This window comes from Halodesulfovibrio sp. MK-HDV, assembly GCF_009914765.1.
Taxonomy (GTDB): Bacteria; Desulfobacterota; Desulfovibrionia; order Desulfovibrionales; family Desulfovibrionaceae; genus Halodesulfovibrio.
Genome location: NZ_WYDS01000013.1, coordinates 94,509 through 118,138, shown reverse-complemented (window position 1 = coordinate 118,138; position 23,630 = coordinate 94,509). Strand labels below are relative to the sequence as shown.

General features: G+C 45.5%; 18 protein-coding genes. 11 read left to right on the top strand and 7 right to left on the bottom strand.

Annotation, left to right across the window (positions count from 1 at the left end):
- Positions 1-10: 10 nt before the first annotated feature.
- The 8 genes from MKHDV_RS11600 to MKHDV_RS11565 all read left to right on the top strand — a co-directional run bounded on the left by MKHDV_RS11600 (position 11) and on the right by MKHDV_RS11565 (position 8,360).
- On the top strand, positions 11-3,796 hold the full coding sequence (locus MKHDV_RS11600; protein ID WP_160715462.1) for a proton-conducting transporter membrane subunit: 3,786 nt from the start codon (positions 11-13) through the stop codon (positions 3,794-3,796).
- Positions 3,797-3,798: 2 nt separating this feature from the next.
- The gene (locus tag MKHDV_RS11595) at positions 3,799-4,758 is read left to right on the top strand and encodes a respiratory chain complex I subunit 1 family protein (RefSeq protein ID WP_160715460.1); all 960 of its coding nucleotides are present in this window, start codon (positions 3,799-3,801) and stop codon (positions 4,756-4,758) included.
- A gap of 11 nt (positions 4,759-4,769) precedes the next feature.
- Positions 4,770-5,207 carry an NADH-quinone oxidoreductase subunit B family protein gene (locus tag MKHDV_RS11590; RefSeq protein WP_160715458.1) on the top strand — a complete coding sequence of 146 codons (438 nt, stop codon included), beginning with the start codon at positions 4,770-4,772 and terminating at the stop codon, positions 5,205-5,207.
- Between the two features lie 7 nt (positions 5,208-5,214).
- Positions 5,215-5,739: a 4Fe-4S dicluster domain-containing protein gene (locus MKHDV_RS11585; RefSeq protein WP_160715456.1), complete on the top strand. Its 525-nt coding sequence runs from the start codon at positions 5,215-5,217 to the stop codon at positions 5,737-5,739.
- Entirely contained in the window at positions 5,732-6,259 is a 528-nt protein-coding gene (locus MKHDV_RS11580; protein WP_160715454.1) for an NADH-quinone oxidoreductase subunit C, read from the top strand. Before MKHDV_RS11585 ends, MKHDV_RS11580 begins: the two co-directional genes overlap by 8 nt.
- 1 nt (position 6,260) lies before the next feature.
- Entirely contained in the window at positions 6,261-7,346 is a 1,086-nt protein-coding gene (locus tag MKHDV_RS11575; RefSeq protein ID WP_160715452.1) for a nickel-dependent hydrogenase large subunit, read from the top strand.
- 89 nt (positions 7,347-7,435) lie between these two features.
- Positions 7,436-7,801, top strand: a complete 366-nt coding sequence (hypA, locus tag MKHDV_RS11570) for a hydrogenase maturation nickel metallochaperone HypA (RefSeq protein ID WP_160715450.1) — start codon at positions 7,436-7,438, stop codon at positions 7,799-7,801.
- Complete coding sequence (locus tag MKHDV_RS11565) at positions 7,791-8,360, top strand: 4Fe-4S dicluster domain-containing protein (RefSeq protein ID WP_160715448.1); 570 nt, start codon at positions 7,791-7,793, stop codon at positions 8,358-8,360. The genes hypA and MKHDV_RS11565 overlap by 11 nt, the downstream gene beginning before the upstream one ends.
- Before the next feature lie 405 nt (positions 8,361-8,765).
- Here MKHDV_RS11565 and MKHDV_RS11560 read toward each other — a convergent pair whose 3' ends face one another.
- Together MKHDV_RS11560 and MKHDV_RS11555 are read right to left on the bottom strand one after the other, a co-directional pair.
- Complete coding sequence (locus MKHDV_RS11560; protein ID WP_160715446.1) at positions 8,766-9,536, bottom strand: C-GCAxxG-C-C family protein; 771 nt, start codon at positions 9,534-9,536, stop codon at positions 8,766-8,768.
- A gap of 1,949 nt (positions 9,537-11,485) precedes the next feature.
- Positions 11,486-12,082, bottom strand: coding sequence for a GDSL-type esterase/lipase family protein (locus MKHDV_RS11555; protein ID WP_160715444.1), 597 nt, complete (start codon positions 12,080-12,082; stop codon positions 11,486-11,488).
- 621 nt (positions 12,083-12,703) lie between these two features.
- Here MKHDV_RS11555 and MKHDV_RS11550 point away from each other — a divergent pair.
- The gene (locus tag MKHDV_RS11550) at positions 12,704-13,081 is read left to right on the top strand and encodes a ferredoxin-thioredoxin reductase catalytic domain-containing protein (protein ID WP_160715442.1); all 378 of its coding nucleotides are present in this window, start codon (positions 12,704-12,706) and stop codon (positions 13,079-13,081) included.
- 291 nt (positions 13,082-13,372) lie between these two features.
- On the opposite strand, the gene MKHDV_RS11545 is transcribed toward MKHDV_RS11550, so the two are convergent.
- The 4 genes from MKHDV_RS11545 to MKHDV_RS11530 all read right to left on the bottom strand — a co-directional run bounded on the left by MKHDV_RS11545 (position 13,373) and on the right by MKHDV_RS11530 (position 19,553).
- A complete protein-coding gene (locus MKHDV_RS11545) occupies positions 13,373-14,788 on the bottom strand; it encodes a sigma-54 dependent transcriptional regulator (RefSeq protein ID WP_160715440.1) in 1,416 nt (471 codons plus the stop codon).
- 2 nt (positions 14,789-14,790) lie between these two features.
- Entirely contained in the window at positions 14,791-17,214 is a 2,424-nt protein-coding gene (locus MKHDV_RS11540) for a DUF3365 domain-containing protein (RefSeq protein ID WP_160715438.1), read from the bottom strand.
- A gap of 236 nt (positions 17,215-17,450) precedes the next feature.
- On the bottom strand, positions 17,451-17,717 hold the full coding sequence (locus MKHDV_RS11535; RefSeq protein WP_160715436.1) for a hypothetical protein: 267 nt from the start codon (positions 17,715-17,717) through the stop codon (positions 17,451-17,453).
- 99 nt (positions 17,718-17,816) lie between these two features.
- Positions 17,817-19,553 carry a YeiH family protein gene (locus MKHDV_RS11530; protein WP_160715434.1) on the bottom strand — a complete coding sequence of 579 codons (1,737 nt, stop codon included), beginning with the start codon at positions 19,551-19,553 and terminating at the stop codon, positions 17,817-17,819.
- Positions 19,554-20,019: 466 nt separating this feature from the next.
- Between MKHDV_RS11530 and MKHDV_RS11525 the strand changes: the two genes are divergently transcribed.
- Complete coding sequence (locus tag MKHDV_RS11525) at positions 20,020-20,874, top strand: hypothetical protein (protein ID WP_160715432.1); 855 nt, start codon at positions 20,020-20,022, stop codon at positions 20,872-20,874.
- 74 nt (positions 20,875-20,948) lie between these two features.
- Here MKHDV_RS11525 and MKHDV_RS11520 read toward each other — a convergent pair whose 3' ends face one another.
- Positions 20,949-21,812: a mechanosensitive ion channel family protein gene (locus MKHDV_RS11520; RefSeq protein WP_216846909.1), complete on the bottom strand. Its 864-nt coding sequence runs from the start codon at positions 21,810-21,812 to the stop codon at positions 20,949-20,951.
- Between the two features lie 146 nt (positions 21,813-21,958).
- On the opposite strand from MKHDV_RS11520, the gene MKHDV_RS11515 reads away from it, so the two are divergent.
- Positions 21,959-23,308 carry a sigma-54 dependent transcriptional regulator gene (locus MKHDV_RS11515; protein ID WP_160715428.1) on the top strand — a complete coding sequence of 450 codons (1,350 nt, stop codon included), beginning with the start codon at positions 21,959-21,961 and terminating at the stop codon, positions 23,306-23,308.
- The last annotated feature ends 322 nt before the right edge of the window (positions 23,309-23,630 follow it).

Here is a 23,630-nt window from a genome sequence, read left to right as displayed (position 1 = left end):
CAAGAATTGCATGTTACTTGAAGTTACCACTTCTCACTTCTCAGTCTACTTTGGGTGTTTGATTCTTCTGCTTGCTCAGTTTTGGGCATTTAAGCAGTCTAACAAATTAACAACCGTTCTCCTTTTTTCCAGCATTGCGGAAATCGGGGCTGTCCTTGCAGGGTTTGGGACAGGAACAATCTCCGGTAATGCAGGCGCTGCGTTACATCTTTTTTATCAGATCTCTATCAGAGCTCTGGCTATGTTTGCACTTTACGGACTGGCAAAACAGTTCGGTTCACTCGATCTCACCAACCTGCGCGGTGCGTTTAAACGCTCTCCGCTTTTCGCAGGCACATTCGGGTTTGCCATGTTTTCCGCCATTGGATTTACTCCATTCAAAGGTGCAGTTAGCAAACTCGCGCTGACATACGGGCTTGTCAGTGCAGAAATGTACTTCCCTGCAATCATGCTGCTCGCGGGCAACTGTATTGCTTTGTGGTACACCATCAAAATTGTTCAAAGCATCTGTTTTGAAGCGCCTGAAAACGCAGACAGCAAACCAGCTACCTCAACCATTCTTGGTGGTATTACCATCCTGTTGGCTGCGGTTGTTGCGCTCTCTCACGTTTTTCCGGAGCCGCTTATTCATGCAGTCATAGCAACTTTCGGTGCTGAGGCAACGATTCCTCAGTTCGAAGTGCATTGGCCGCTTGCAGCAGCTCTTCCATATGTCGGCGCTTTCCTACTATTTATTCCGTCCAAATACATTCCAGCGGCGCTTAAGCGTTATGACTGGCGATTTGTACTGGCAACTGCATTATCTGTAGCCGCACTTGTACTTACCGCCTCTGCTGATGTTCCGGCTCTCTCCAAGCTCTTTGCCTGCATTATGGCTGGCATCGGCCTTGTTGTGACCGTGTACTCCGGTGGATACATTCATAAAGAAAACTCTACCCGCTACTGGTTCTTCCTGCTTCTCATGCAGGGCTCTCTCATCGGTCTCACCCTTACACAGCACCTCGGCGCTCTGTACGGATTCTGGGAACTGATGACCTTTAGTTCTTATTTCCTCGTTATCCACGAAGAAACAACGGACGCGTTTAAAGCAGGCTTTAAATACTTCTTTATGTGTGCAGCCGGTGCATATGCCCTGCTGTTCGGCATTTTCCTTATCCACAGTGCAACAGGCAGCTTTGAATTTGCTGCTATTGCTCAGGCAACAGGAAACATGAACCCTACCCTTGCTGGTATGGCTGCCTTACTTTGTTTCTTGGGCTTTGCTGTTAAGGCTGGTCTTGTACCATTCCACAGCTGGCTCCCTGCTGCCCACCCTGTGGCACCTTCCTCCATTTCCGGTCCGCTCTCCGGTATTCTTACCAAGACCGGCATATACGGCATGCTCATGGTATGCTTTGCCCTTTTCGGAGCTGGATACTTCAATCAGGAAGGCGCATTTGATGTCCCAACACTGATCACCGTGCTTGGCGCAACAACCTTTTTGTTTGCAGAAGTCTTGGGACTTATGCAGAAAAACGTTAAACGCATGCTCGCATATTCCACCATGGCGCAAGTCGGTGAAATTGCAATGGTGCTCAGCCTTGGCACATACCTTTCTCTTACTGGTTCCATGGCGCACGTTGTGAACCATGCAATCATGAAAAACCTGCTGTTCCTTGGCGTGGGTATGTTTATCCTCCGTTCAGGAACATACACCATCAGCAAGCTTAAAGGTCTGGGACGCGCAATGCCGCTCACCGGTCTTTGCATGTTTATCGGTATCATGGGAATTATCGGCCTTCCGCCTTTCGGTGGCTTCGTAAGTAAATTCTTCATGGTCTACGCAGCAATTGAAGCAGGACAGCCTTTTATAGCAGCGATGATTCTTGCAGGTGGTTTGATGGCGGTTGTGTACTACACTCGCCTTGCACGAATCCTCTTCTTTGAAAAATACGAAGGTGAGCCGGTTGCAGAAGCTCCGCTTACCTGTCTTATACCAATGGGTGTCCTTGCAGCAGCCAGTCTCTTGCTCGGCGTATTCCCTCAGCTGAACATTATTATTGTTGCTCCTGTTATGCAGTCCCTGCTTGCAGCCGGCAAAATCGCAGTTCAGCCTTTACCTAACCTAGCCATCGGCTGGCCTCTCTACGTAGCAATTCCAATGGTCGGCGCAATTGTTCCATACATCATGCGCAAAAATCTGGAAAAAGCTGCATGGGGCACCGTAGGCGTTCTGGTTCTTGCATTTATCGGCCTTGGTTTCTCATGGGGTTCTCTGGACGCACTGAGCATCGGCTTCAGTCTCCTTATTATCCTCATGGCTATTCTCAACGTTGTATACTCTGCAAACTACATGGATCACAGCCACACACAGTGGCGTTTCTTCACCCTATTCCTGCTGATGATCGGCGGGCTGCTGGGTGTTGCAACCAGTTCCAACATTTTCACGTTCTTCCTCTTCTGGGAGATCATGTCCAGTTGGCCGTTGTACTCCATCATTATTCATGAAGAATCCAAGAGTGCTCTTAACGAAGGCTTTAAGTACTTCCTCTTCAACATTCTTGGCGCATCCTTCATGTTCTTTGGCGTTGCAATGCTCACAGCAAAATCCGGCGTGTTCGGATTCGGTGAACTTGCACAGGCGCTTGGCACCCTGCCTGGCTCCACAGGTATGTACGCAATGGTATTTATCGCTCTTGGCTTTGCCATGAAAGCGGCAATGCTTCCGCTGCGTATTGATATGTGGATGCACCCTGCAACCGCACCGACTCCGGTTTCCGGTTACATCTCCTCCGTTCTGCTGAAGACTGGTCCTTTCGGACTTATGAAGCTCTTCTTCGTTATCGGCGGCGCAGGATTCTTTGCAGGCAAATCCGGCTACTGGGCGCAGCCAGCAATCATGTACACTCTTGCATGGGTTGCAGGCATCACCATCTTCTACGCTGCCCTTAAAGCAGTCATGCAGACATCTATTAAACGCGTGCTGATTTACTCCACCGTTTCTCAGATGGCATACGTTCTGCTCGGTATCTGTATAGCTACCCCGCTGACCGTATCCGGTGGTTTAATGCACTTTGTTAACCACATGTTCTTTAAAAACCTCCTGTTCCTCGCAGCAGGCGCAATCATGTACCGCACCCATGCTGATACGCTCGATGAGCTTTCCGGCATCGGTAGAAAAATGCCGTTTACACTTACCGTATTCGCCATTGCAGCATTCTCTGCTGTAGGTGTTCCGCCACTTAGCGGCTTCACCTCCAAATGGATGCTCTACCACGGTCTTATGGATCAGGGCGAAGTGCTTCTTGCACTGCTCGCACTCTCCGGCTCCGTGCTAACTCTCGCGTACATGATCAAGTTCCTGCACTCTGCATTCTTCGGTCAGCTTAATCCAAGCCTCGAAGGTGTAACTGAGGTTGGCAAGTTTATGCGTATGCCAATGGGCATTCTCGCTGGCGCGTCCGTTTTCTTCGGCGTGTTCCCGGGTCTGCTTCTGGCACCAGTTAATTCCATCCTCGAATCTACCGGCTTTGCTCCGCTCGACATCAACCTCGGCGGTATCGCAACTGGTTCCGGTTCATGGGACGCAATTTCCTGCGCTCTAGTGATGGCAATTTCCTACGGTGTGGCTCGTTTGATCCTATCCTTCATGAACAAGTCCGAGCGCATCTGTCACACTCACGGTTGTGGTGTAACAGATATCAGCCCGGAAAAATCTCATGTTAGCGGCTCAAACTTCTACGAACCTGCACTGACCGTTCTGGAACAGTGGCTGAACCTTCCGGCCGAATTCCTTTCCAGTAGAAGGAAAAAATAGTCATGTTAGATATGCTTACACATAGCTTTCACTTACTCATATTCCCGGGCGGGCTGTTCGCTCTGATTCTGGGACTTATTCTAAAAGGTTTTGACCGTAAGATCTGCGCGCGCCTCCAGCGCCGTGTGGGTCCTCCGATCCTTCAGCCTTTCTACGACATCATTAAGTTGAGTCAAAAAGAGACAATCATCCCTGATACCGCAAACAAAGCAATCTTCAAGTTTGCTCCTGTATTCGGCTTCATGGGTATGATGGTAGCAGCAATGCTCATCCCTGTTCCAGGTGTATGGGACGGTGCTTCCGGTCTTGGCGATATGCTGATGCTTCTGTACTTGCTGCCGATTCCTGCGATTGCATTTATGCTCGCAGGTTCCGCGTCCAGCTCTCCGTACGGCGCAATCGGTACTTCCCGTGAAATGGTACTCATGTTCGCGTATGAAATCCCTCTGCTTGTTGTGCTCCTCACTGTTGCACTCAAAGCAGGCGGCGCAGACGGTTCTGAGTTCTCCCTTGCACAGGTTGTGTCATACCAGCACGCAAACGGCTCCTTCGGCTTTAACCTGAGCATGATTCCAGCTTTCATCGCATTCCTCTGCTTCATTCCGGGCACAATGGGCGTAGTACCATTTGACCTGCCGGAAGCTGAGCCGGAACTGCTTGAAGGCCCGCTGCTTGAGTACTCTGGTCCGTTACTTGCCATGTTCAACCTCGCGAGCGCGCTCAAGTTGGTTGTTGTGATGGGTCTCGGCGTGACACTCTTCTTCCCGGGCACAATCCCTGGCGGCGCTCTGGCCAACCTTGCATGGTTCATTTTCAAATGCTTCATGCTCATGCTCGTGTCCGTAACCATTGTTCGCTCTGCGACCGGACGCCTGCGTACTGACCAGACTTTTAAGTTCTACCTCAAGTACCCGTCAGTGCTGGCATACGTGAGTCTTGGACTGACTCTTCTGCTCAAATAAGGAAAGCTGATATGTCTATTATCGATGCAATTAAAAGCAAAGCTGTCCGTTCTCCGTGGCTGTACCGTATTAATGCGGGATCATGTAACGGTTGTGACGTTGAACTTGCTACTACAGCGCTTATTCCGCGCTACGACGTTGAACGCCTCGGCTGCAAATACTGCGGCAGTCCGAAGCATGCTGATATTGTCCTTATCACCGGCCCTGTGACCGCTATGGTCAGAGACAAAGTGCTGCGTGTATATGAAGAGATTCCAGACCCAAAGGTAACCATTGCTGTGGGTATTTGCCCAATTTCCGGCGGTGTGTTCCGCGGCAGCTACTCTGTACCTATTATGTTGGACGATATTATTCCTGTTGATGTGAACGTATCTGGCTGTCCTCCTCGCCCTCAGGCTATTCTTGAAGGTGTAGCGATGGCACTGGATATTTGGAAAACACGGATCTAAGGAGGTAATGGTGCTTAGTATCTTTAAAGTTCTTTGGAACAACCTGAGGCAAGGCCCTTCCACCGACCCGTTTCCGTTCGGTGAAACCTTCACCCCAGCCCGCCTTCGCGGCAAGGTCACTATTGACCCTGATTCCTGTGTTGGCTGCGGTGTCTGTGCAACTGTTTGTGCAGGTAACGCAATCAAGCACGTAGAACGTGAAGACGGCTCCGGTAAGGATTTTTATGTATGGCATAACACCTGCACTTTTTGCGGAATGTGCCATCATTACTGTCCCACTAAGGCGATTAGCCAAACCAATAATTGGTCAACCGCGCATCGCAACGAAGACAAATACAAAAAGAAAGAACACGAGTTTATAGCATATGCCCGTTGTCCTGAATGTGATCAGACCATGCCGAATATGCCGCATGCAATGCTTGACCACATCTACGGTACACCAACTGAAGAACTCGAAAACATCTACAGTCTTTGTCCTGAGTGCAGACGACAGAAAGCCGCTCAACAGTTTGGAGCTCATATCCATGATTAATACAATGAAACAGCGAGTTATTAACCTCGTTGATACAATGCCAAAGGGTGCAGAACTTAGCTGGACTGCCGACCTTAAAGAGAACCAGTTCGCCTGGGTCACTCTTAACGAAGTTGAAGACCTTCCTCTGTTTGCAGAAAAAATTCTGCCTGAGGGTCGTCTTGTAACCATTTCCGCATGTAACGCTAAAGCAGAAGACAAAAAAGCCTTCCACGAAGTGTGCTACCACTTTGTCATCAAAGGTATGTCTGTCACTGTTACCTTGTTACCTACCGGTGTTGAGCCGTCTGTGCCTTCCATTACTCTATGGCACAAATCTGCTGACTGGGCTGAACGCGAAATGGCGGAAAGCTACGGTATTACCGTACGCAACCACCCAAACCCGCGTCCTTTGTTCCTGCACGAGACTGTACAGTCCGAAGCAATGGAACGACTTGTTCCTCTTTCCACCATGACCAACAGTGCGTCCACCAACTCACTGTGGGAAAAAATTATGGGTGAGAAAGGAGAGGAGAGCTAGCATGTCTAAAACATACACTATTCCGGTTGGTCCACTGCACGTTGCGCTCGAAGAGCCAATGTACTTTCAGGTAGACGTTAAAGGTGAAGTTGTTCAGTCCATCGAAATGTTCGCAGGACACGCTCACCGCGGTATGGAAAGCCTTGCGCTTGAAAGAAACTTTTTCCAGAACATCGTGCTCACAGAGCGCGTATGTTCACTCTGCTCCAACAACCACCCGCTGACATACTGCATGTCGCTTGAGAACATCGCACAAATTCAGGTTCCTGAACGCGGTCAGTACCTTCGCGTCATTGCAGACGAAGTAAAACGTATTGCTTCTCACATGTTCAACGTGGGTATCGGCCTGCACGTTATCGGTTTCAACACACTTTTCATGCATGCCATGGAAGTTCGTGAAACCATGCAGGATCTTAAAGAGTCCATCTGGGGCAACCGCATGGACATCTCCGCCAACACAATTGGCGGCGCCAAGTACGATCTTGATGACGAACTTGTAGCGTACCTTCGCAAGACTCTTGAAGAACTGAAAAAACCTATTGAAGAGTTCAGACACATGTATGCAACTCATCCACAGGTTAAAGCACGCACACAGGGCGTAGGCATCCTTCCTCCGGAAGCTGCTATTGAATACGGCCTTGGCGGTCCAGTAGCACGTGGCTCCGGCATTGATAACGATGTTCGTAAAGAAAGCCCGTACGCTGCATATGACATGCTTAACTTCAATGTTGTTCTCGGCGATGGCTGCGACGTTCGTTCCCGTGCTCTTGTACGCCTTGGTGAGATTTTCGAATCAATCAGCATTATCGAACAGTGCCTCAATCAGATGCCTAAAGGGCCTATCTGCTGCGATCCACTTCCAGATATCCCTGCCGGGCAGGCTGTGGCTCGTTCCGAAGCACCACGTGGAGAACTTATCTACTACATGCGTACCAACGGCACCATGTACCCTGAACGCTTGAAATGGCGCGTACCTACCTATGTAAACTGGGAAGGTCTTCGCGTAATGCTGGATAAAGCGAAAGTTGCGGATATCGCGCTTATCGTAAACAGCATCGATCCTTGCCTCTCTTGTACAGAGCGCTAGTGATTGGTTTTTAAGGGTATTCTGTTTGTTTGCCGCCTGTAGATGAAGGGGCAACAGCGGGGTTACGTAGAGTAAGAGGGAAAAATCTGATGCATGAATTAGCTATAACGCAAAGTATGATCACCATTGTCAACGAGACCGTTAAGGGTAAAGACGTGATCGTGCGCGAAATTCGCATAGAAATTGGTCAGCATACTTGCATAGAAAAACATACCCTAGAGGGTTGTTTTGAAATCTGCACAGAGAACACACCTCTTAAAGGTGTACAGCTGACATTCATTGACGTTCCGGCAAGCTGGAAATGCAGCGAATGTCACTACACGTTTGAAAAACGCATCGGGGATACATGTCCACGATGTTCAAATATAAATCTCACAATGGTTACCGGTCGAGAATTACAAGTAAAAAGTCTCGAAGTGGAACCTGTTAATAAGGATGATTCTTATGGAAACTAAAGAGTACGCATTAGTTGTTGATGCTGAAAAATGCAAAGGCTGTAAAAAATGTGAAATCGCATGTGTAGAAGCACACACGAACCTCACCCGTAAGGAAATCATTAAGAACAAAGCTACTCACTTAAGCCGCATCAAAGTGTGCAAAATTGAGAAAGCTAAAGTTCCTGTACAGTGCCACCAGTGCCACAATGCACCATGTGCACGCGTTTGTCCTACAGCAGCGCTCGTTCGTGAACCTGGCATGGTTCGAGTTCGCCAGCAGCTCTGCGTTGGTTGTAAAATGTGCGTAATGGTTTGTCCGTTCGGCGCTATTAACGTTGCTCATAACGAACCAATCATCGGTGACGCTGTTCCAACATCACGCAAGGTTGCTATTAAATGTGACCAGTGCTCCGAATGGCGCGCAAAGAATGGCGAAGAACTCACTGCATGTGCTAGTGCATGTAAGTTCGGCGCAATCAAGTTCGTGGAAATCCACGAATATCAGGCTCAGAAAGCTGAAGAAGCTGCACGCTGCTGCATCGCTGCTACCAGCGGAGAAGCTCAGCCTGTTAACTAGCAACTAGGCTAGTACCGTAAATGTAAGAAAAGGGCGTACCCATTTGGGTACGCCCTTTTTTATATACAAATTTTAAACGCTACAGCATACGCTTCAGACAAAAGCCGCAGCCTAGTAACCACATCCCTCAAAAACTTACTACGAATAACCACCCCCAATCGAAATCAGGGACTACCAACACGTTACCCTGTAACAACTTGGCAACTCATAATAAAAGTTTTGGATGGGGGTCTGGGAGAAACTTTTTTCAAAGCGGTAGCTGTTCTCAAGGTACGAGAGATTACAGAAAGCGACAGTGAAACAAGTTTCAGCCCAGCCGTCGGAGACAATCCTAAAAGTCGTCGCAGACCTGCCAGAGGCAAACACCAAAAGGCCGCCAATAACAATCGCCTGAACTACAAGCTCTTAACTAGCTTTTACAGACCGATATTCTGGCTGCTTTACGATAATTACTGATGCAGCTTCCTCTTTAAAAGAAGAATCACAGTTATCGCAGTCATCACACTTCATGCCGGCATTCTTGTCCGCTGTTGCGACAAAGGTGCCATCCATTTTAGCGTGTAAAATTTCTATGGCTTTGCGTGCGACATCTGCCGTGAGGCGTGCGCAGCGTTCTGAACATTCTTTGGATTTAATTGGAAACCCTGATGCATATGCCCAGCGAGCTTTAGATGCAGTACATAATACTGAGCCACTGATGCTGCTTGGAATGTCTACATCCAGCTTGCAGTTCGTTTTCGGACGATAGACTGGCAGCGCGGTTGTGTCGTGCCAGTGGAAGAGTTCACGTACGAGTTCGTTATGCTCTTTCTTCTCGTAAAATAGACCGTAGGCGAACGCCGCGCCAACGAGTGCACCGCAGGTAGATTTCCATCCACCGATGCCGGAGCGCCCTGCTTTCATGGCATGGAACGGAAAATCTTTGTATGGTGCCCCGTGCTTTTCAGCCATTTGCCCGATGATGCTATAGAACGCAGCGTAACAACAACCGTATCCCCCGATACAACCATCATATGCCATACGCTCGGCTTTTTCTGGATCAACAGGATGCGGCTGCCATGCGGGACTATCTGGAAACGTGGTTTCCAGTGTAATCTTTGCCTTGCGGCCAGCAATCGTAACGACCCCCGTTGGTGCTACGACTTCCTGCATTGTATTCTCTGATGAAAGTGTCATCATCTCTCCTACCTAATTTTCGAGTGCTATCTTTGACACCAATTTGTGCCCGTCAAAAGCAACCAAAGTCAAGCGCAACCCGTGAACAGTTTTCATTAGGCAAAAAAAAAGTGCCTTTCGGCACTTTTTACTTTCCGCAGCGTCTGCAGCCAGTACAAATGGTTCCACAACCAACTTCAGCGAATGTTGCGTCTACCAGAGCGTTCTCTAATTTTTTCCAAGCACTTTTAATGTATTTCATCTCGTTTCCCTCCGTTGAGAAAGTAACTATGCCTGACCGTCTTCGAAGTAAAATTCAAACTTTTTAGCTTTTCCATGAAAAAAATTCATGAAACCCTTTTTACTCTTGGTATCAAAGGATTAGAAGCGATTGCCCCTTCACGATCACCTTGAAACTTTTTTCAAAAAGGATCTTGCATACACAATTTTCCTCTGCACTTCTGATTTTCTACTTTAGTAGTTCTATACTTGGACACAAAAAAACCTGTAGAAACTGTTCTACAGGTGACGAGTATGCAATCTATGTTTACAAAAGAAGTAATAGCAGAAAAAACATCAATAGTGAAACTTTTCACGTTCTCCAGATTTGCTGTTCAGACAAAATAAGAAAAGCGCCTCATGGCGCTTTTTCTACTTTCTGCAACGGTTACAGCCAGTACAAACGGTACAACATCCAACTTCCGCAAAAGTCGCGTCTACCAAAGCATTCTCTAATCGTCTCCAGGCACTCTTAATGTATTTCATTTTCTTTCCCTCCGTTGAACTACAATTAAGCTTCGTCAAACGGAAAGTAAAATTCAAAGAATTCATCCATTCCATAACTTTTTTTTATGATATTTAAAAACCCTTGGTATCAAAGGGTTTGCAGTCATCGAAAAAAGTCTTTTTAGAAATAGTCATACTTTTTTAAACAAAAGTAATACTCACAATGGTCAACGTCTCCCCTCATCAACAAAAAAATCCCACAGATTGATCTGCAGGAAACTTCGTACGTGGACAACGAATATTTAACTTCTGGCGCTATAAATTTGGAACTTCTGCGAAAATGACGAACCCCAGAAACGCAGAAAAGCGCCTTAAGGCGCTTTTTCTACTTTCTGCAGCGTTTGTTGCAGCAAGTACAATAGGTTCCGCAACCAACTTCAGCGAATGTTGCGTCTACCAGAGCATTTTCTAATCTTTTCCAAGCACTCATAATGTATTTCATGTCGTTTCCCTCTGTTGATGAATATCTATGCTTGAGGGCTTTCAAAGTAAAATTCAAAGAATTCACCTTTTCCATGAATTTTTTTTATGTTGCTCAAATACCGTTCTCTTTCAAAGGGTTAAGCACAAAGATACTCAGCGAACTATCACGACCTATGTGTATTCTTTTAAAAAAAGAGTCTTGCAGGTGCTAAAAGGCTTCAACAGCACCCAAAAAGTTCTCAAAAAAAAGCCCACAGAATGATCTGTAGGATATTTCATACGAAGGCACAAATTGGGCCTACTGTCGTTCACGGGTGAAGGAGATGCTTCCTGTTGCTAAAAAATCCATACCCCAGAAACGCAGAAAAGCGCCTTAAGGCGCTTTTTCTACTTTCTGCAGCGTTTGTTGCAGCAAGTACAATAGGTTCCGCAACCAACTTCAGCGAATGTTGCGTCTACCAGAGCATTTTCTAATCTTTTCCAAGCACTCATAATGTATTTCATGTCGTTTCCCTCCGTTGATGAATATCTATGCTTGAGGGCTTTTAAAGTAAAATTCAAAGAATTCACCTTTTTCATGAATTTTTTTTATAGAACAAGTTTATTCAATAAAAACAGTCTAAAAATCATGAGGACACACTCACAACGCATTTTAAAAAGCATAAAAAAGGCTGCGCACATATTGCACAGCCTTTTAATACATTACATACGGGCTTGCCTAACGACAATACGAAGCACCCGTCAAACGTCCTACGAAATAGCTAGCTATTCATCCACAGTACAATATGCTCATGGCTATGAAGAGTGCTTGCGATAATAGCATTTCCTTCTTCACTTGGGTGAATACCATCAGACAAATTATTCAAGTACGGTTCATGCTGTGACAGCTTCGTAAATATATCTACATACGAAATGTCATAATCTGCGCACATATCCAAATACGCAGCAGATAACTCACCAATCCGAGCGCAATGCTCAAGGTTCACAACAGGAAACGGGCTCACCATAACGATATTCTTTTTGCCGTAGGTTTCTACTGCATCAACAAGGATGGTTCGTGCGTTCTCGACAGACTCTTCAATAGAAAGATTTTGCTGACCGGCAGGTGTAGCCATATCAACGACACCAAATGTGAACAAAAGACGGGGCTTACTTTCTGCAATAAGTCTGGCTTCAACTTCAGCCTTCCATCTCTTGGCTATAGCCAAACTGGAATGCTTTCGTGCGCCCATATTGTAAAAGGTAGCAGGAGGCACCGGCACGCCGGATACCAAGCTTAACTGACCAATCCACCCATGCAATGACGGATCGTTCACACCGAGAGTTAGGGAATCGCCAAAAAAGAAAAATGTTTTCATACTCTCTCCTGTTCCAATCCTACTTCGAAAAAATTAAAGTCGTGCTCCCGTAACAGCCTATCAGTACGTATCCCCATAGGCGTACAGAGAAGCTTTTCCCCTGTAGACTGCTATTATTGGAAAAAGTCAATATTATGTATGCACCATATTGAGATGGTGGGCACAGCTATAGCACAGTGGGGACTATCCGATAGTATACTTAACGCTATTCCCAATCAAATGTCTAGGTACTGAATTTCAATATCAATTTTTTCTATTTTCTGTAGTTTCGCTACATTTTTTTACGCAAAACATTGGTCTTCACACCTCAACCCAAGAGTAACACAACGGAACACATCAGTGCTACTCAAGATGTAAAAAAACACCACCTACGGCTGTATCTGCACTTTTTTTTTTCATGCATTCTGCGATGCAAATCCTACTCTATAAGAAGGCATTTAACTTTTAATAAGCCTCGCACCTTAGCTTTAAAATAAGATTTAATTCTTTACGGAACATCATCAAATATTCTTGGAATTCAAACGGGTTCCTACATCGTTCCCCCCTTGACAGCGCACCGCAAAATACTTACCAAATTCATCGGGATTACATCCCGCCAAATACTTTTTCAGGACACCAAAAATGACCGAACCAACAGAAGAACATATCAAACGTGTACGCAACTATGTTGCAAAATATTGCACAAAAACAGGACTTACCACCCACTCCATGGCTGAAGTTACCGATGCGGTAGTAACTGGCCTTGCAAGCAACATTGAAACACTGGGTAAACCTCTCTGTCCGTGCCGTTTTTATCCGGACAAAACAGAAGAAATTAAATCCCGTACATGGCTGTGCCCATGTGAAGACATGAAAAAATACAAATACTGCCACTGTATGCTCTTCGTTAACGAAGACGGTATGCCAGTGACAGAACACCTTCCGGAAGGTCACGAAGGTATTGCTACCTACGGTGTGACCAAAGACCCAGCACCGGAAAAATACAACGCGCCAAAATAAATTTTTCTTTTGTATAATTTCAAAAATCCTCGGTAGTCATTTAGCTACCGAGGATTTTCATTTTGCTCGCATAAGTTCTTATCGCACTCGCCTCTCCAAGATTCTTTCCAGCCTTGAAATGTGTGCAATATTCTAAAAATATTCATTCATTTTCTGGTAATTCAAATACCAAAAAAAAGAGGCTCCCATCACAACGATGGAAGCCTGCAAACCATATGATTAGCGGCAGACGATGCTGCCGTAAAATCTACGCTCCTTTTGCAACAAGGTTGCCCGCGTTGCAAGGAACTTTTACCTAAAACTTGCCGCATCCATGTTAAGACGCGCTAAAATTTTCTGAAGTGCTACTCGGGACAATCCGGAAACTCGTGCAGCTTCTGAAATATTGCCCGTGGTACTTTTAAGCAGGTCTGACACGTACGCTTGCGTAAAATCATCGATAACCTTGTTCTTGGCATCTTTGTACTGTGTAATGCCTGCGGCACCGTTCTCTGTCGTAACGACAGCAGTCAGTGTTCCGTTATCGACAAGACGCACCACGCTCATATCTACGGAATCACCGGAACAGAAAACTGTCAGGCGACGCACATAGTTTTGCAACTCACGAACGTTCCCCTGCCACTGCTTGGTAGAAAGATACGTGAGCACTTCCGGTGCGATACTTTTTTCCGGCAATCCCATTTCTTTACAGGACTGACGTAAGAAATGATGTGTCAGCAACGGAATATCCGTCACACGATCGCGCAAAGGCGGGATGGTGATGGTAAGAACGTTCAGGCGGTAATACAAATCTTCTCGAAATGCCTTGTCCTGAATCCGTTTTTCCAATTCCTGATTTGTTGAAGCAACCACGCGAACATTAACCTGCTCGTTGGAGTTTGCTCCCACAGGACGCACTTCACCTTCCTGCAAAACACGAAGCAGCTTTGTTTGCACTTGAAAGGATATATCGCCAATTTCATCCAGATGCAGAGTTCCACCATCAGTTGTGGCAAAAAGCCCCTTATGATCCTTATCTGCGCCTGTAAAGGCACCCTTCACGTGACCAAAAAGCTCACTCTCAAGCAACTGCTCCGGAATAGCCGGGCAGTTCACGCTTAAAAAATTCTTCTCAATACGAGTACTCAACTGATGGATCATCCGTGCAACCATTTCCTTACCGGTGCCGGATTCCCCGCGAACGAGAACTGTGTAGTCTGAATGCGCTACAGCCTGAATAGAAAGCTTAAGCTGCTGCATGGCCTGCGATTCGCCGATAAGCTCACCGGAGGCGCTGAAAGAACGTACCTGTTCTTTCAACTGTCTGTTCTCATTCATGAGTGTTGCGCGTTCCTGACTTTTTGCCACAACCCTGAATAATTCAGCAGGCTCTACAGGCTTGGTCAAAAAGTCATACGCACCATGCTTCACAGCCTGAACAGCAGTTTCAATAGTTCCATGCGCAGTAAGCATCACCATTGAAAGATCAGGACGCTGCTCCAATGCAAGCGGAAGCAGCTCCATACCGGTCATTCCCGGCATAAGCATGTCTGTGAGCATAATATCTACGTGTGTTGACTTTAACGTCTCAAGTGCAGATTCACCCGTATGGGCAAGCAGCACATTAAGATCAGGAAATTTGCGTACAATGAGACGCTGTAGCCCACGCGCGAAATCCTGCTCGTCATCAACGAGCAAAATGGTTTGTTTTACAATAGCTTGTTCCACGACTATTCCCCAAGGTTGCATGAAGTCGCAACCGGAAGCTGAACAACAAATTGTGCCCCGCCAAGATTTGTGCTTGAAGTAGCTTCAACCTTACCGCCAAGGTCAGTAACCATGCCATACACAATGGCTAGTCCTAATCCTGTGCCGGAACCGGGTCCCTTTGTTGTAAAGAATGGATCAAAAATTCTGTGCATGTTTTCCGGTGAAATACCTTCACCGTTATCTTCAATACTCATCACAACGGCATCATCATTCAGAACAACACTCAAATGAATATGCCCCTTGTTCTCTTCAACAGCATCAAGTGCATTCAACACAAGGTTTGAAAGAACCTGTTCCAACTCCTGCTCACCGATTGCGGCAAAGGCATTCTCAGTTGAAACTGATGCAGTGAGTTCTACTTTCTTTGCTGCTGCCTGAACAGAGAAAACCTCTGTAATATTCTGTACAACATGCGCTGTATCCGATGTGCCCTTATGGCTCACTTTCGGACGGGCAAAATCTAACAAATCACGTAAAATGCGCTGGGCATGTCGAGTATGACGCAGGATGATATCAATATCCTGATTCTGCTGTGCACCATCAGCATCATCTTTCAACAACTCAGCATAACAGAGAATAACTCCCAACGGGTTGTTAATCTCATGCGCAAGCCCTGCTGCAAGCTTACCAATTGTTGCCAGCTTTTCATGCTGCTGCATCTGGGCGAGCATACGTTTTTCTCGCGTGGTCTCGCGCACATGTACAACAACACGATCAGGGCGGTTGTTCCCCTGAATGACGGGATAAATACCCATTGAAAACGTACGGCTGTCATCCACCACTACTTCATCTACAAACGGAACCTTGCGGGAAAGCGCAAGCTGCATAGAGCAGCCATCCGTAGCATTGTAATCGGACAACATAGAAAGAATATTGCCGCTGACATCGCGACCGGCGCTAAATTCTGCCGAAAGATTACACGCAGCCTGATTCGCCGTGAGGACGTTACAGGATGCATCCATCAATACAAGGGGGTCTGTGATACCTTCAACAATGGTTTGCAGAGTCTGCATCTGGCGCATCATGTTATCCAGCGCCACAAGGTTTTCCCCTGCTGCGCCTAGTTGCCTGCCGAGAGCACGCATCAAACCATGATCTTGCAATGAAACGTATCGAGGATCATCCCAATACAGAATTACCACCCCTTCTGCGTTGCCTGCACTGGATTCCACAGAAATAATGATGCGGTTATCTTCAAATTTAATGCCGCTTTCAGTGATGACGTACAGCCAGTCTTCAGGAAGCTTTTGCGCTTCTGCGCCGCTCGGCCACGAGTAGCTGTTATTTGAAGAAAAAGTACAAATATAGGTAACGGTTGTTGCGTGGAATCGGTTGCCAATTTCCGGCATGGCAAGGTTTAACAACTCACCACGGGAACGGCTTTTCTGCATAAGAGACAACATAGTAATGAACAGCGCAACGTCAGCACGACGCTCCAATGCTTCATGCGTCAGCTCCTGTGTACGCTCATCAACCATAGCACGCAGGTTTTCTGCATACTCCTTCAATTGCGCACGTGCAGAGAACAAATGATTGTTTAATTCAAGCAGCCCCGATTCAAGCTCTTCAATCTCATCCTTCTCTGCAATACTATCAAGTAATTCAGTGCCGCCAGTCTCTTCGAGGTTCGCACGGAACACTGAGGAAATTCGTTTAATATTATCCACAACCAGCACTTTAAACAGCACGTTTGTAGTGGAGAAAAACACAATCGCACCCACAACAAAGAAAGCAAAGTAGCCGATAATTGTCTTTTGCAACTGGCCAAGACTTGCCATGACATTGATGCCTACCAAATCTACACCGCCGATGGAATCGGCTTCTTTGTTGAAACCACGTTTACCGTACTGCTGAACAACTTCCACTGGTGCGTCATTAATATCGCCATGACAACGCATACAGCTTTCAACATAGGTAACCGGACGCGCCATCACATAATACCGCTGTCCTGCTATGTCTTTGTAGCCCTTCCAAAGCGTATCCGTTGGGTGCTCACGAAAATATTCCACAAAACCACGCTCCAGCGTGTTTGCTTCAAACTCCGGATTACGGGAATTAATAGCAACACGGCGGTACAAATAGCCCTCTTCCCCTTTAAAACGCTCCATGACACTACGAGAAATATACGACGAGCTCATGGCCTCAATAATGAACGTACCGGGGATCATTTCATACATCTTAGGGCGCAGCACTTTTCGTACGTAGTTCTGCACAGCATCAACCTGTGTAAACGTCAGGGTCGCTTTAGCCTCAACTTCATCCTCCAATACTGTTCGCATATGGATATAGAAACCGATGGCAAATATTACCCCGAGAACAAGCGATGCCACAGCAAGTCCACTTAAGAACTGCTTTTGCAAAGAATACGGTTTACGAAAAAGCATACAGATGTGTGTCTCCAGACTATGACGCTGAAAATTGAGCAGTACAGCGTCTTTTTACCCGCATAGCAATGTATACAGGCAGGTGCGAATGGGCACCGTAGCGCAGAATGTATAGGGCTACAACTCAATATAACGCCAATTTTTGCCCAGCCCGCTAACCTGCTAAAAATACATAAAGACCCCGTAGAGTGTGCACTACGGGGTCTCAGACAAAAAATAAGCCAAGTAAAAAAATTCTATTTTGCAACTACAGTCATCGAGCGGGGCATGTGCTCGAATGTCGAACGGGCGCCTAACTCAGCTTCGCCACAAACTTCGATATCTGTGTAGAAAAACTCACCTGTTTCAATGCCGCTATCATCTATGAATTTTGCCATGGTGGTAAAACTCTCAGAGCTTGCGGTAATCGCTGGGCAAATAACATATGTGAATGACCAGAAAATGGCGAGACCGGCAATAAACTTGGTCCATCTGTAAGCTGCGCTTGTCTTATTAATTGTCATGTTCCCATTCCTTATGCGGTGTAATTGCACCGGAGAGGGTGAAAATTTGTTTTGCTCAAAAACGGGAGAGGCTTGTTGCCTCTCCCGCCAAGTATGCATTTAGATCTTAGCAGTAATCTCAGGGAATACCACGTAGAACATGAGGTATGCCATTGTGAGAGTAAGCATAAGGTTGAGAGACTGACCACAAGCGTACAGGATAAGTGGCTTGCCGCCTTTAAAGTAGCCTGCAAGTTCGCGGAAGTTGGTAGCAAGACCAATCGCTGCGAAGCTAAGGCAGAAGAACCAACCGCGGAAGATTTTAGAGAAGCCGCGGATTACACCATGGTCGACCATCGCAAAGCCTGCGTCGGAACCAAGGCTGGTGTAGATGGTTGAGAAGATGATAGATGCGATGATGAAGCCGATAACGAATTTAGGGAAACGATGCCAGATTTCCATCCAGCCAACTTTCTTACCTGCTTCGCATTCAACTTTAGTGCACCAGTAAACAGCTACACAAAAAGCTGTTACACCGATAAGTACGTTCTGAATCATCTTAATTGTAGCAGCAACGAACATAGCTTTCTCAGAAAGGAATGCGCCGGCAGCAGCTACAGCACCAGTTGCGTCAATAGTACCACCCATCCATGCACCACCGAGAACGTGTGGCATTGCAGTAGCTTTAATAACTGCAGGCATCACGATCATCATAATGGAAGTAAACACGAGGGAAAGACCGATCGCAAGTGTAAGTTCTTCTTTTTTTGCACGACAAGCAGCAGCAGTAGCAATCGCAGCGGATGTACCACATACGGACATGTCAGCAGAAATTACCATGTTCAAAGACTTAGAAGGCATTTTAATAACTTTCTGACCAAAAATGTAAGTTGAGATCAGAACAACAGGGGTAACAACCCAAGCTACGAAGATACCAGGTACACCAATCGCGATAACTTTACTGAAGAGAACTTCAGCACCAAGAAGTACGAGACCGGTTTTAATGAAGTATTCAACCTGAAGAGCAGGTTTAATCCAATTAGGAGTACCGACAGTGTTTGCGATAAGCATACCGATTGCGATAGCCCAAGCAGCGTAGCCGATACCGTAATGTTTCATAGTTGCTTGATACCCCATGAGGTATGCAATTACGCCAACTGCGAATACTGCGAAGAAACCTTTAAGGAATCCGCCAGTATCTTTACCCATAACTTTGAGACCCACTGCGAACATAGCTGCCATTGCAAGGCAGAGTCCAAGCAGGGACGGGAACAAGTTATAAGGCTTATGTTTAATTTTCTTTTGAGCTTTCTTTGAAGCCTGGCGAGCTTTACGCCATGTAGCAATTTTAGAAATTGCTTCGTCGTTGAAAGAAGCGTTTGTAAAGGAAGACTGTGCAGCGGCTTCCTGTGCAGTAAGAGCAGCCATTTTAGAAGCTTTAGTTTTAGCAGCGGCAGCATCGTACTTAGGTTTGTACTTTGCGTTCAAAGAATCTGCAGCAGCCTGATCCATGTAGAAAGCGTCAAGTGGGTTAGACTTCCACTTCTTAGGCTTGCTAGTCCAATTTTTGATCGCTTTACCAACAGGAGAACTAGTAGCTTTCAGTTTACCCTTGCTATCCTGAGCGTCATAGTAAGCAACAGTCTTAAACGGTGCATACTCAGCCTGTTCCTGCATTACGGAGTTTGCTGTTGCAATCTTCGAATCCAGATCTTTAGGAGCATTGGTGAAGTAGATAACACTACCAATCATCAAAATAAGAGCACCAAGCCAAATCGCCCAGTAATCTTCTTTCAGCCACAGATCGGAGATCTTAGAGCTACCCTCATCAACCACAATATTTTTTTGCTCAGCCATTATGCATTTCCTCCTTTGCAAGTCGGCACTACCATCTTTTTAACACCCCACGATTAAAACCCGCAGGTTTGGTAGAGAACTAGCAAAGAGGATGCCACTTTTTTCACAAATAAATTCTACTTATATTTCAGTATAATGCAGAAAAAGAATACTAAACACATCCTTCTCGACTGTTGAATATGCATACCTAAGTTTACATGCTCAAAACAAAAAATTTTAGAGAAAATGAACAATAGCTCTATAATTTCAGATAATTAAACAATGCTAACAAAACTTTGCACCACATTATTAACAACTTTTCCTAAAGTATGCGTAGTTTGCACTTGTACTGAAATGCACAAAACGGGCAGTCTTTCACGACAACTCTTCCTTATACATAGACAGATGTATATTTTCCCACTATCAGCAAACAAGTAATCACTCACGAATACAACTTTAACCATTCGACTTTATCAGGCGGAATACTATGACTCCTAAACGTAAAATACTTACTATCGCTCTTGCCGGCATTGTCGCAGTAGCTCTCATTGGCTCATTTATACTCATCAAAAAAAATAAAGAACTTGCAGTAGAAATGCTTGAAGATCTGAACAAACAAGATCTTGAAGTAACTTGCAGCAAAATAGATGCTGGGATTTTATCCATTAATTACAGTGACGTTGTAATACGAGAAAAAGGTTCAACTAACGCAAAACAAACTGTAACTATTAAAGATATCACCCTTTCCAAATCCCCTTCTCTTACCACTCTTCTTTCTATGGATATAAATCAGGGCAAAACAAGCTTTACCTGTACCAGCATGAAGCTCCCGCTCGTTGCTCCTTTAGCGGCAAAGTATGGAACTGATAATCTCGTACTAAACATCTCCGGCAGCTCTACACTCGACGGCACAAATGCAGACAGCGTTGCAACCATTCAAGTGCCGGAACTTGGCAGCATGACTTCGAACCTTGCACTCGAATTCACCCCTGAGTTCTACAAAATGATGTTGGAAAAGAAAGAAATGGATCAGGCTTCGATTGCGCGTGGCATCGGTCTGAAATCAATCAAAGTTACATTCAAAAATGATGGCGGTGTTGCAAAATTCTTAGCTGCTAATAATGTAAAAGAAGAAACACTTCCTACCATTGAGAAAGAATTGAAAAAAGTTCCTGCTGTCGATTATCAGGCAGACTTACAGAGCTTTATTTCAGGTTCTAAACAGCTTTCAGCATCATACAGCACCCCAGATGGCAAAAGCATGCCGATTCAGGCTCTCTTCATGAGTCTGTTAATGCAGTCTCCATCAAGCGAGAATAAAATTACGATTACGACTTTCTAAAAAAAAGAGCTGCCAATATGGCAGCTCTTTTTTTTTATTCTTTGTGCATCTTGCAAAAATCGACAACTAAAAAATTATTTCATTTTCGGAGGATCTATCGCTTCCGGTGAAAAATTAAATTCGACCTTAGAAGCATTAATATTGTTCCTATGGAACACCTTAATAATTTTGGACCGTATTTCGTGACCAAGCTCCCATGCAGCAGGCGGATTATCAGCCCATGCAACAACCCAGCATTTGAAGCTTCGCTCTTCCATACCGATCACCCAGAAACGTGGATCTTCGTAATCTGCAAAATGACTACAGTTCACCACTTCACGCTTAACAAGCCGTTCCACATGATCCAGATCGCAATCATACGAAACAACAAATTCAATGTTCACCCACTGGAACAAATCCGTTTTCGTATAGTTGATCACCTTCTGTGAGAGCATCATACTGTTAGGAAAGATTACCCGCTTCCAGTTCCAAAGCTTTAACACCGTATGAATCGTGGTAATATCTTCAATCGTGCCGTAATGCCCATCCACAATTACGGTGTCATTCACCCGAAAGGGCTGTGAAAAAGAAATGACTATCCCCGCGATGGTATTTTCAATAAGTGGGCGTGCCATAATACCTACAACCACACCGACAGATGCAGCAAATATAGATATATATGTTGCCGGAATATTTCCAATATATGGAAATATCAAAGCGATCATCCATAGAATAATCAAGGAAAACAAAGAAATGCGGCGAATAATGGTGAAACGATTTTCAATCGATTCCATCGCCTTCTTGCGTGCCCGCCTGTTGGGGCGATCTTGAGGTGAGTCTGTGTTTTTTGCTAAAAACTTATCCTGAGCAGAAATTCGCTGCTGCCGCTGTGACTCAGTATTATCAATTTTCTTTTTTGCCCACAAAAGGGTTAGCACTCCGAAAAGTGCCGTCAACATTGTCGCTAAGGGGAGCCCCTGTAAATATAAGAGTATCTCTTTAACCATAAGATCATATTAGCGTTACAGAACAACATGCGCAACTTCTTTCCTTGTAGTACATAGCCATTGACCTCTTAGCCACTCTCCACTATTTTTCATCACATATGCGACGCAATATTTTAGTAGTAGATAAAGACAACGGCTCCCTTGCAGCTCTTCCAGAAATTCTGAAAGTTGCAGGCTATGACGTGATTCATGTTCATAACCACCATGAAACACGTGCAACTCTTGCAAAAGACCACTTTGCGGTAGTCATTGCCGGACTGGAAGACCACCACGCACAAAAACAAAACTTGCTAAAATCCATCAAAGTAAACACGCCCGAAACTGAAGTCATTCTGGTTTCACGTTCCGCTCGTGTTGATGCAGCAGTGCGTGCAATGCAAATGGGTGCGTTCCACTTTTTATCCCTGCCAGAAAATCCAGCAGACCTTCTTGTTATCATCGAGAAGGCAATGGAAAAAAGCCTCCTGCAATCAGAAGTAAACGAGCTTCGTCAGATTCTGAAAAAGCAGCAAACAATGCCGACACTCATCGGCAAAAGCGCTCCTATGCAGGAGCTCAAAAAAGAGATCGCCCGCATCGCTCCACTCGACTGTACTGTCCTTATCCAAGGAGAAACAGGTACAGGTAAAGAGATGGTCGCTAAAATGATCCACAAGCTTAGCTCGCGCGGTCAAAAACGTTTTTATGCCATCAACGCTGGTGTATTTAGTGCAGAACTGCTTGCTAACGAACTCTTCGGGCACGAAAAAGGTGCCTTCACCGGCGCGCAATCTACCAAAGAAGGTATCTTCGAGGCTGCAAACAACGGCACGCTTCTTCTTGATGAGATTGGTGAGATGCCTGTTAATATGCAGGTTCAGCTGTTGCGTGTTCTTCAGGAACGCACGATCACCCGAGTTGGCGGAACATCAGACATATCTATTAATGTTCGCGTTATCGCTGCAACGCACCGTAATCTCGAAAAACTGGTAGAAACAGACCGATTCAGACAGGATCTCTTCTACCGCCTGAACGTCTTTACTCTGCGCCTGCCAGCTCTGCGCGAACGTCCTGACGATATTCCACTCTTCTGCAATTTCTTTATGGAAAAATACTGCACAACTTTCGGCAAAGAAGTCACAGGACTTTCGGAAGATGCCATGCTCGCACTAATGCGTCACTCCTATCCAGGAAACGTACGAGAACTGGAAAACATCATTGAGCGCGCAGTTGTGCTTTGCGACAGCGGAACCATTCATCTAAATCACCTTCCTCAAGAATTTTCTACAGGCAGTAAAAAACGTAGAAAAGCTCACATCGGCAATGCCCAGAGAACCCTTGCAGACGTTGAACAAGAGCACATTACACAGGTGCTGAACAGCGTCGAAGGTAACAAGGCAACAGCGGCTAAAATCCTTGGAATTGACCGCGCTACACTCTGGCGTAAATTAAAAAAGTATTCTTTGTAAAATCAATCAATTACTTTCTTATCCTACTTGTTGCACTTTGCAACGCGTTGCATTATGCAACAAAAACCCGCATTCCCCTAAATGACAGTGGTTTTCAATTCACCAAATTCAAAGCGTTGCATAGTGCAACGCTTTTATTTTTTAACTATTTTATTATCAAATATTTTAACTACTGATAATTCAATATGTTACAAATTTATTTCGTTTTGGCACGGCATTTGGATATAGTAAAGTGAACAGTAACTAGGCTCATTTGGACCTCCTCCAATTTGTCTATACAGAAACGTAAATCGTCGGCAACCGAGATACGTTGATCCACACA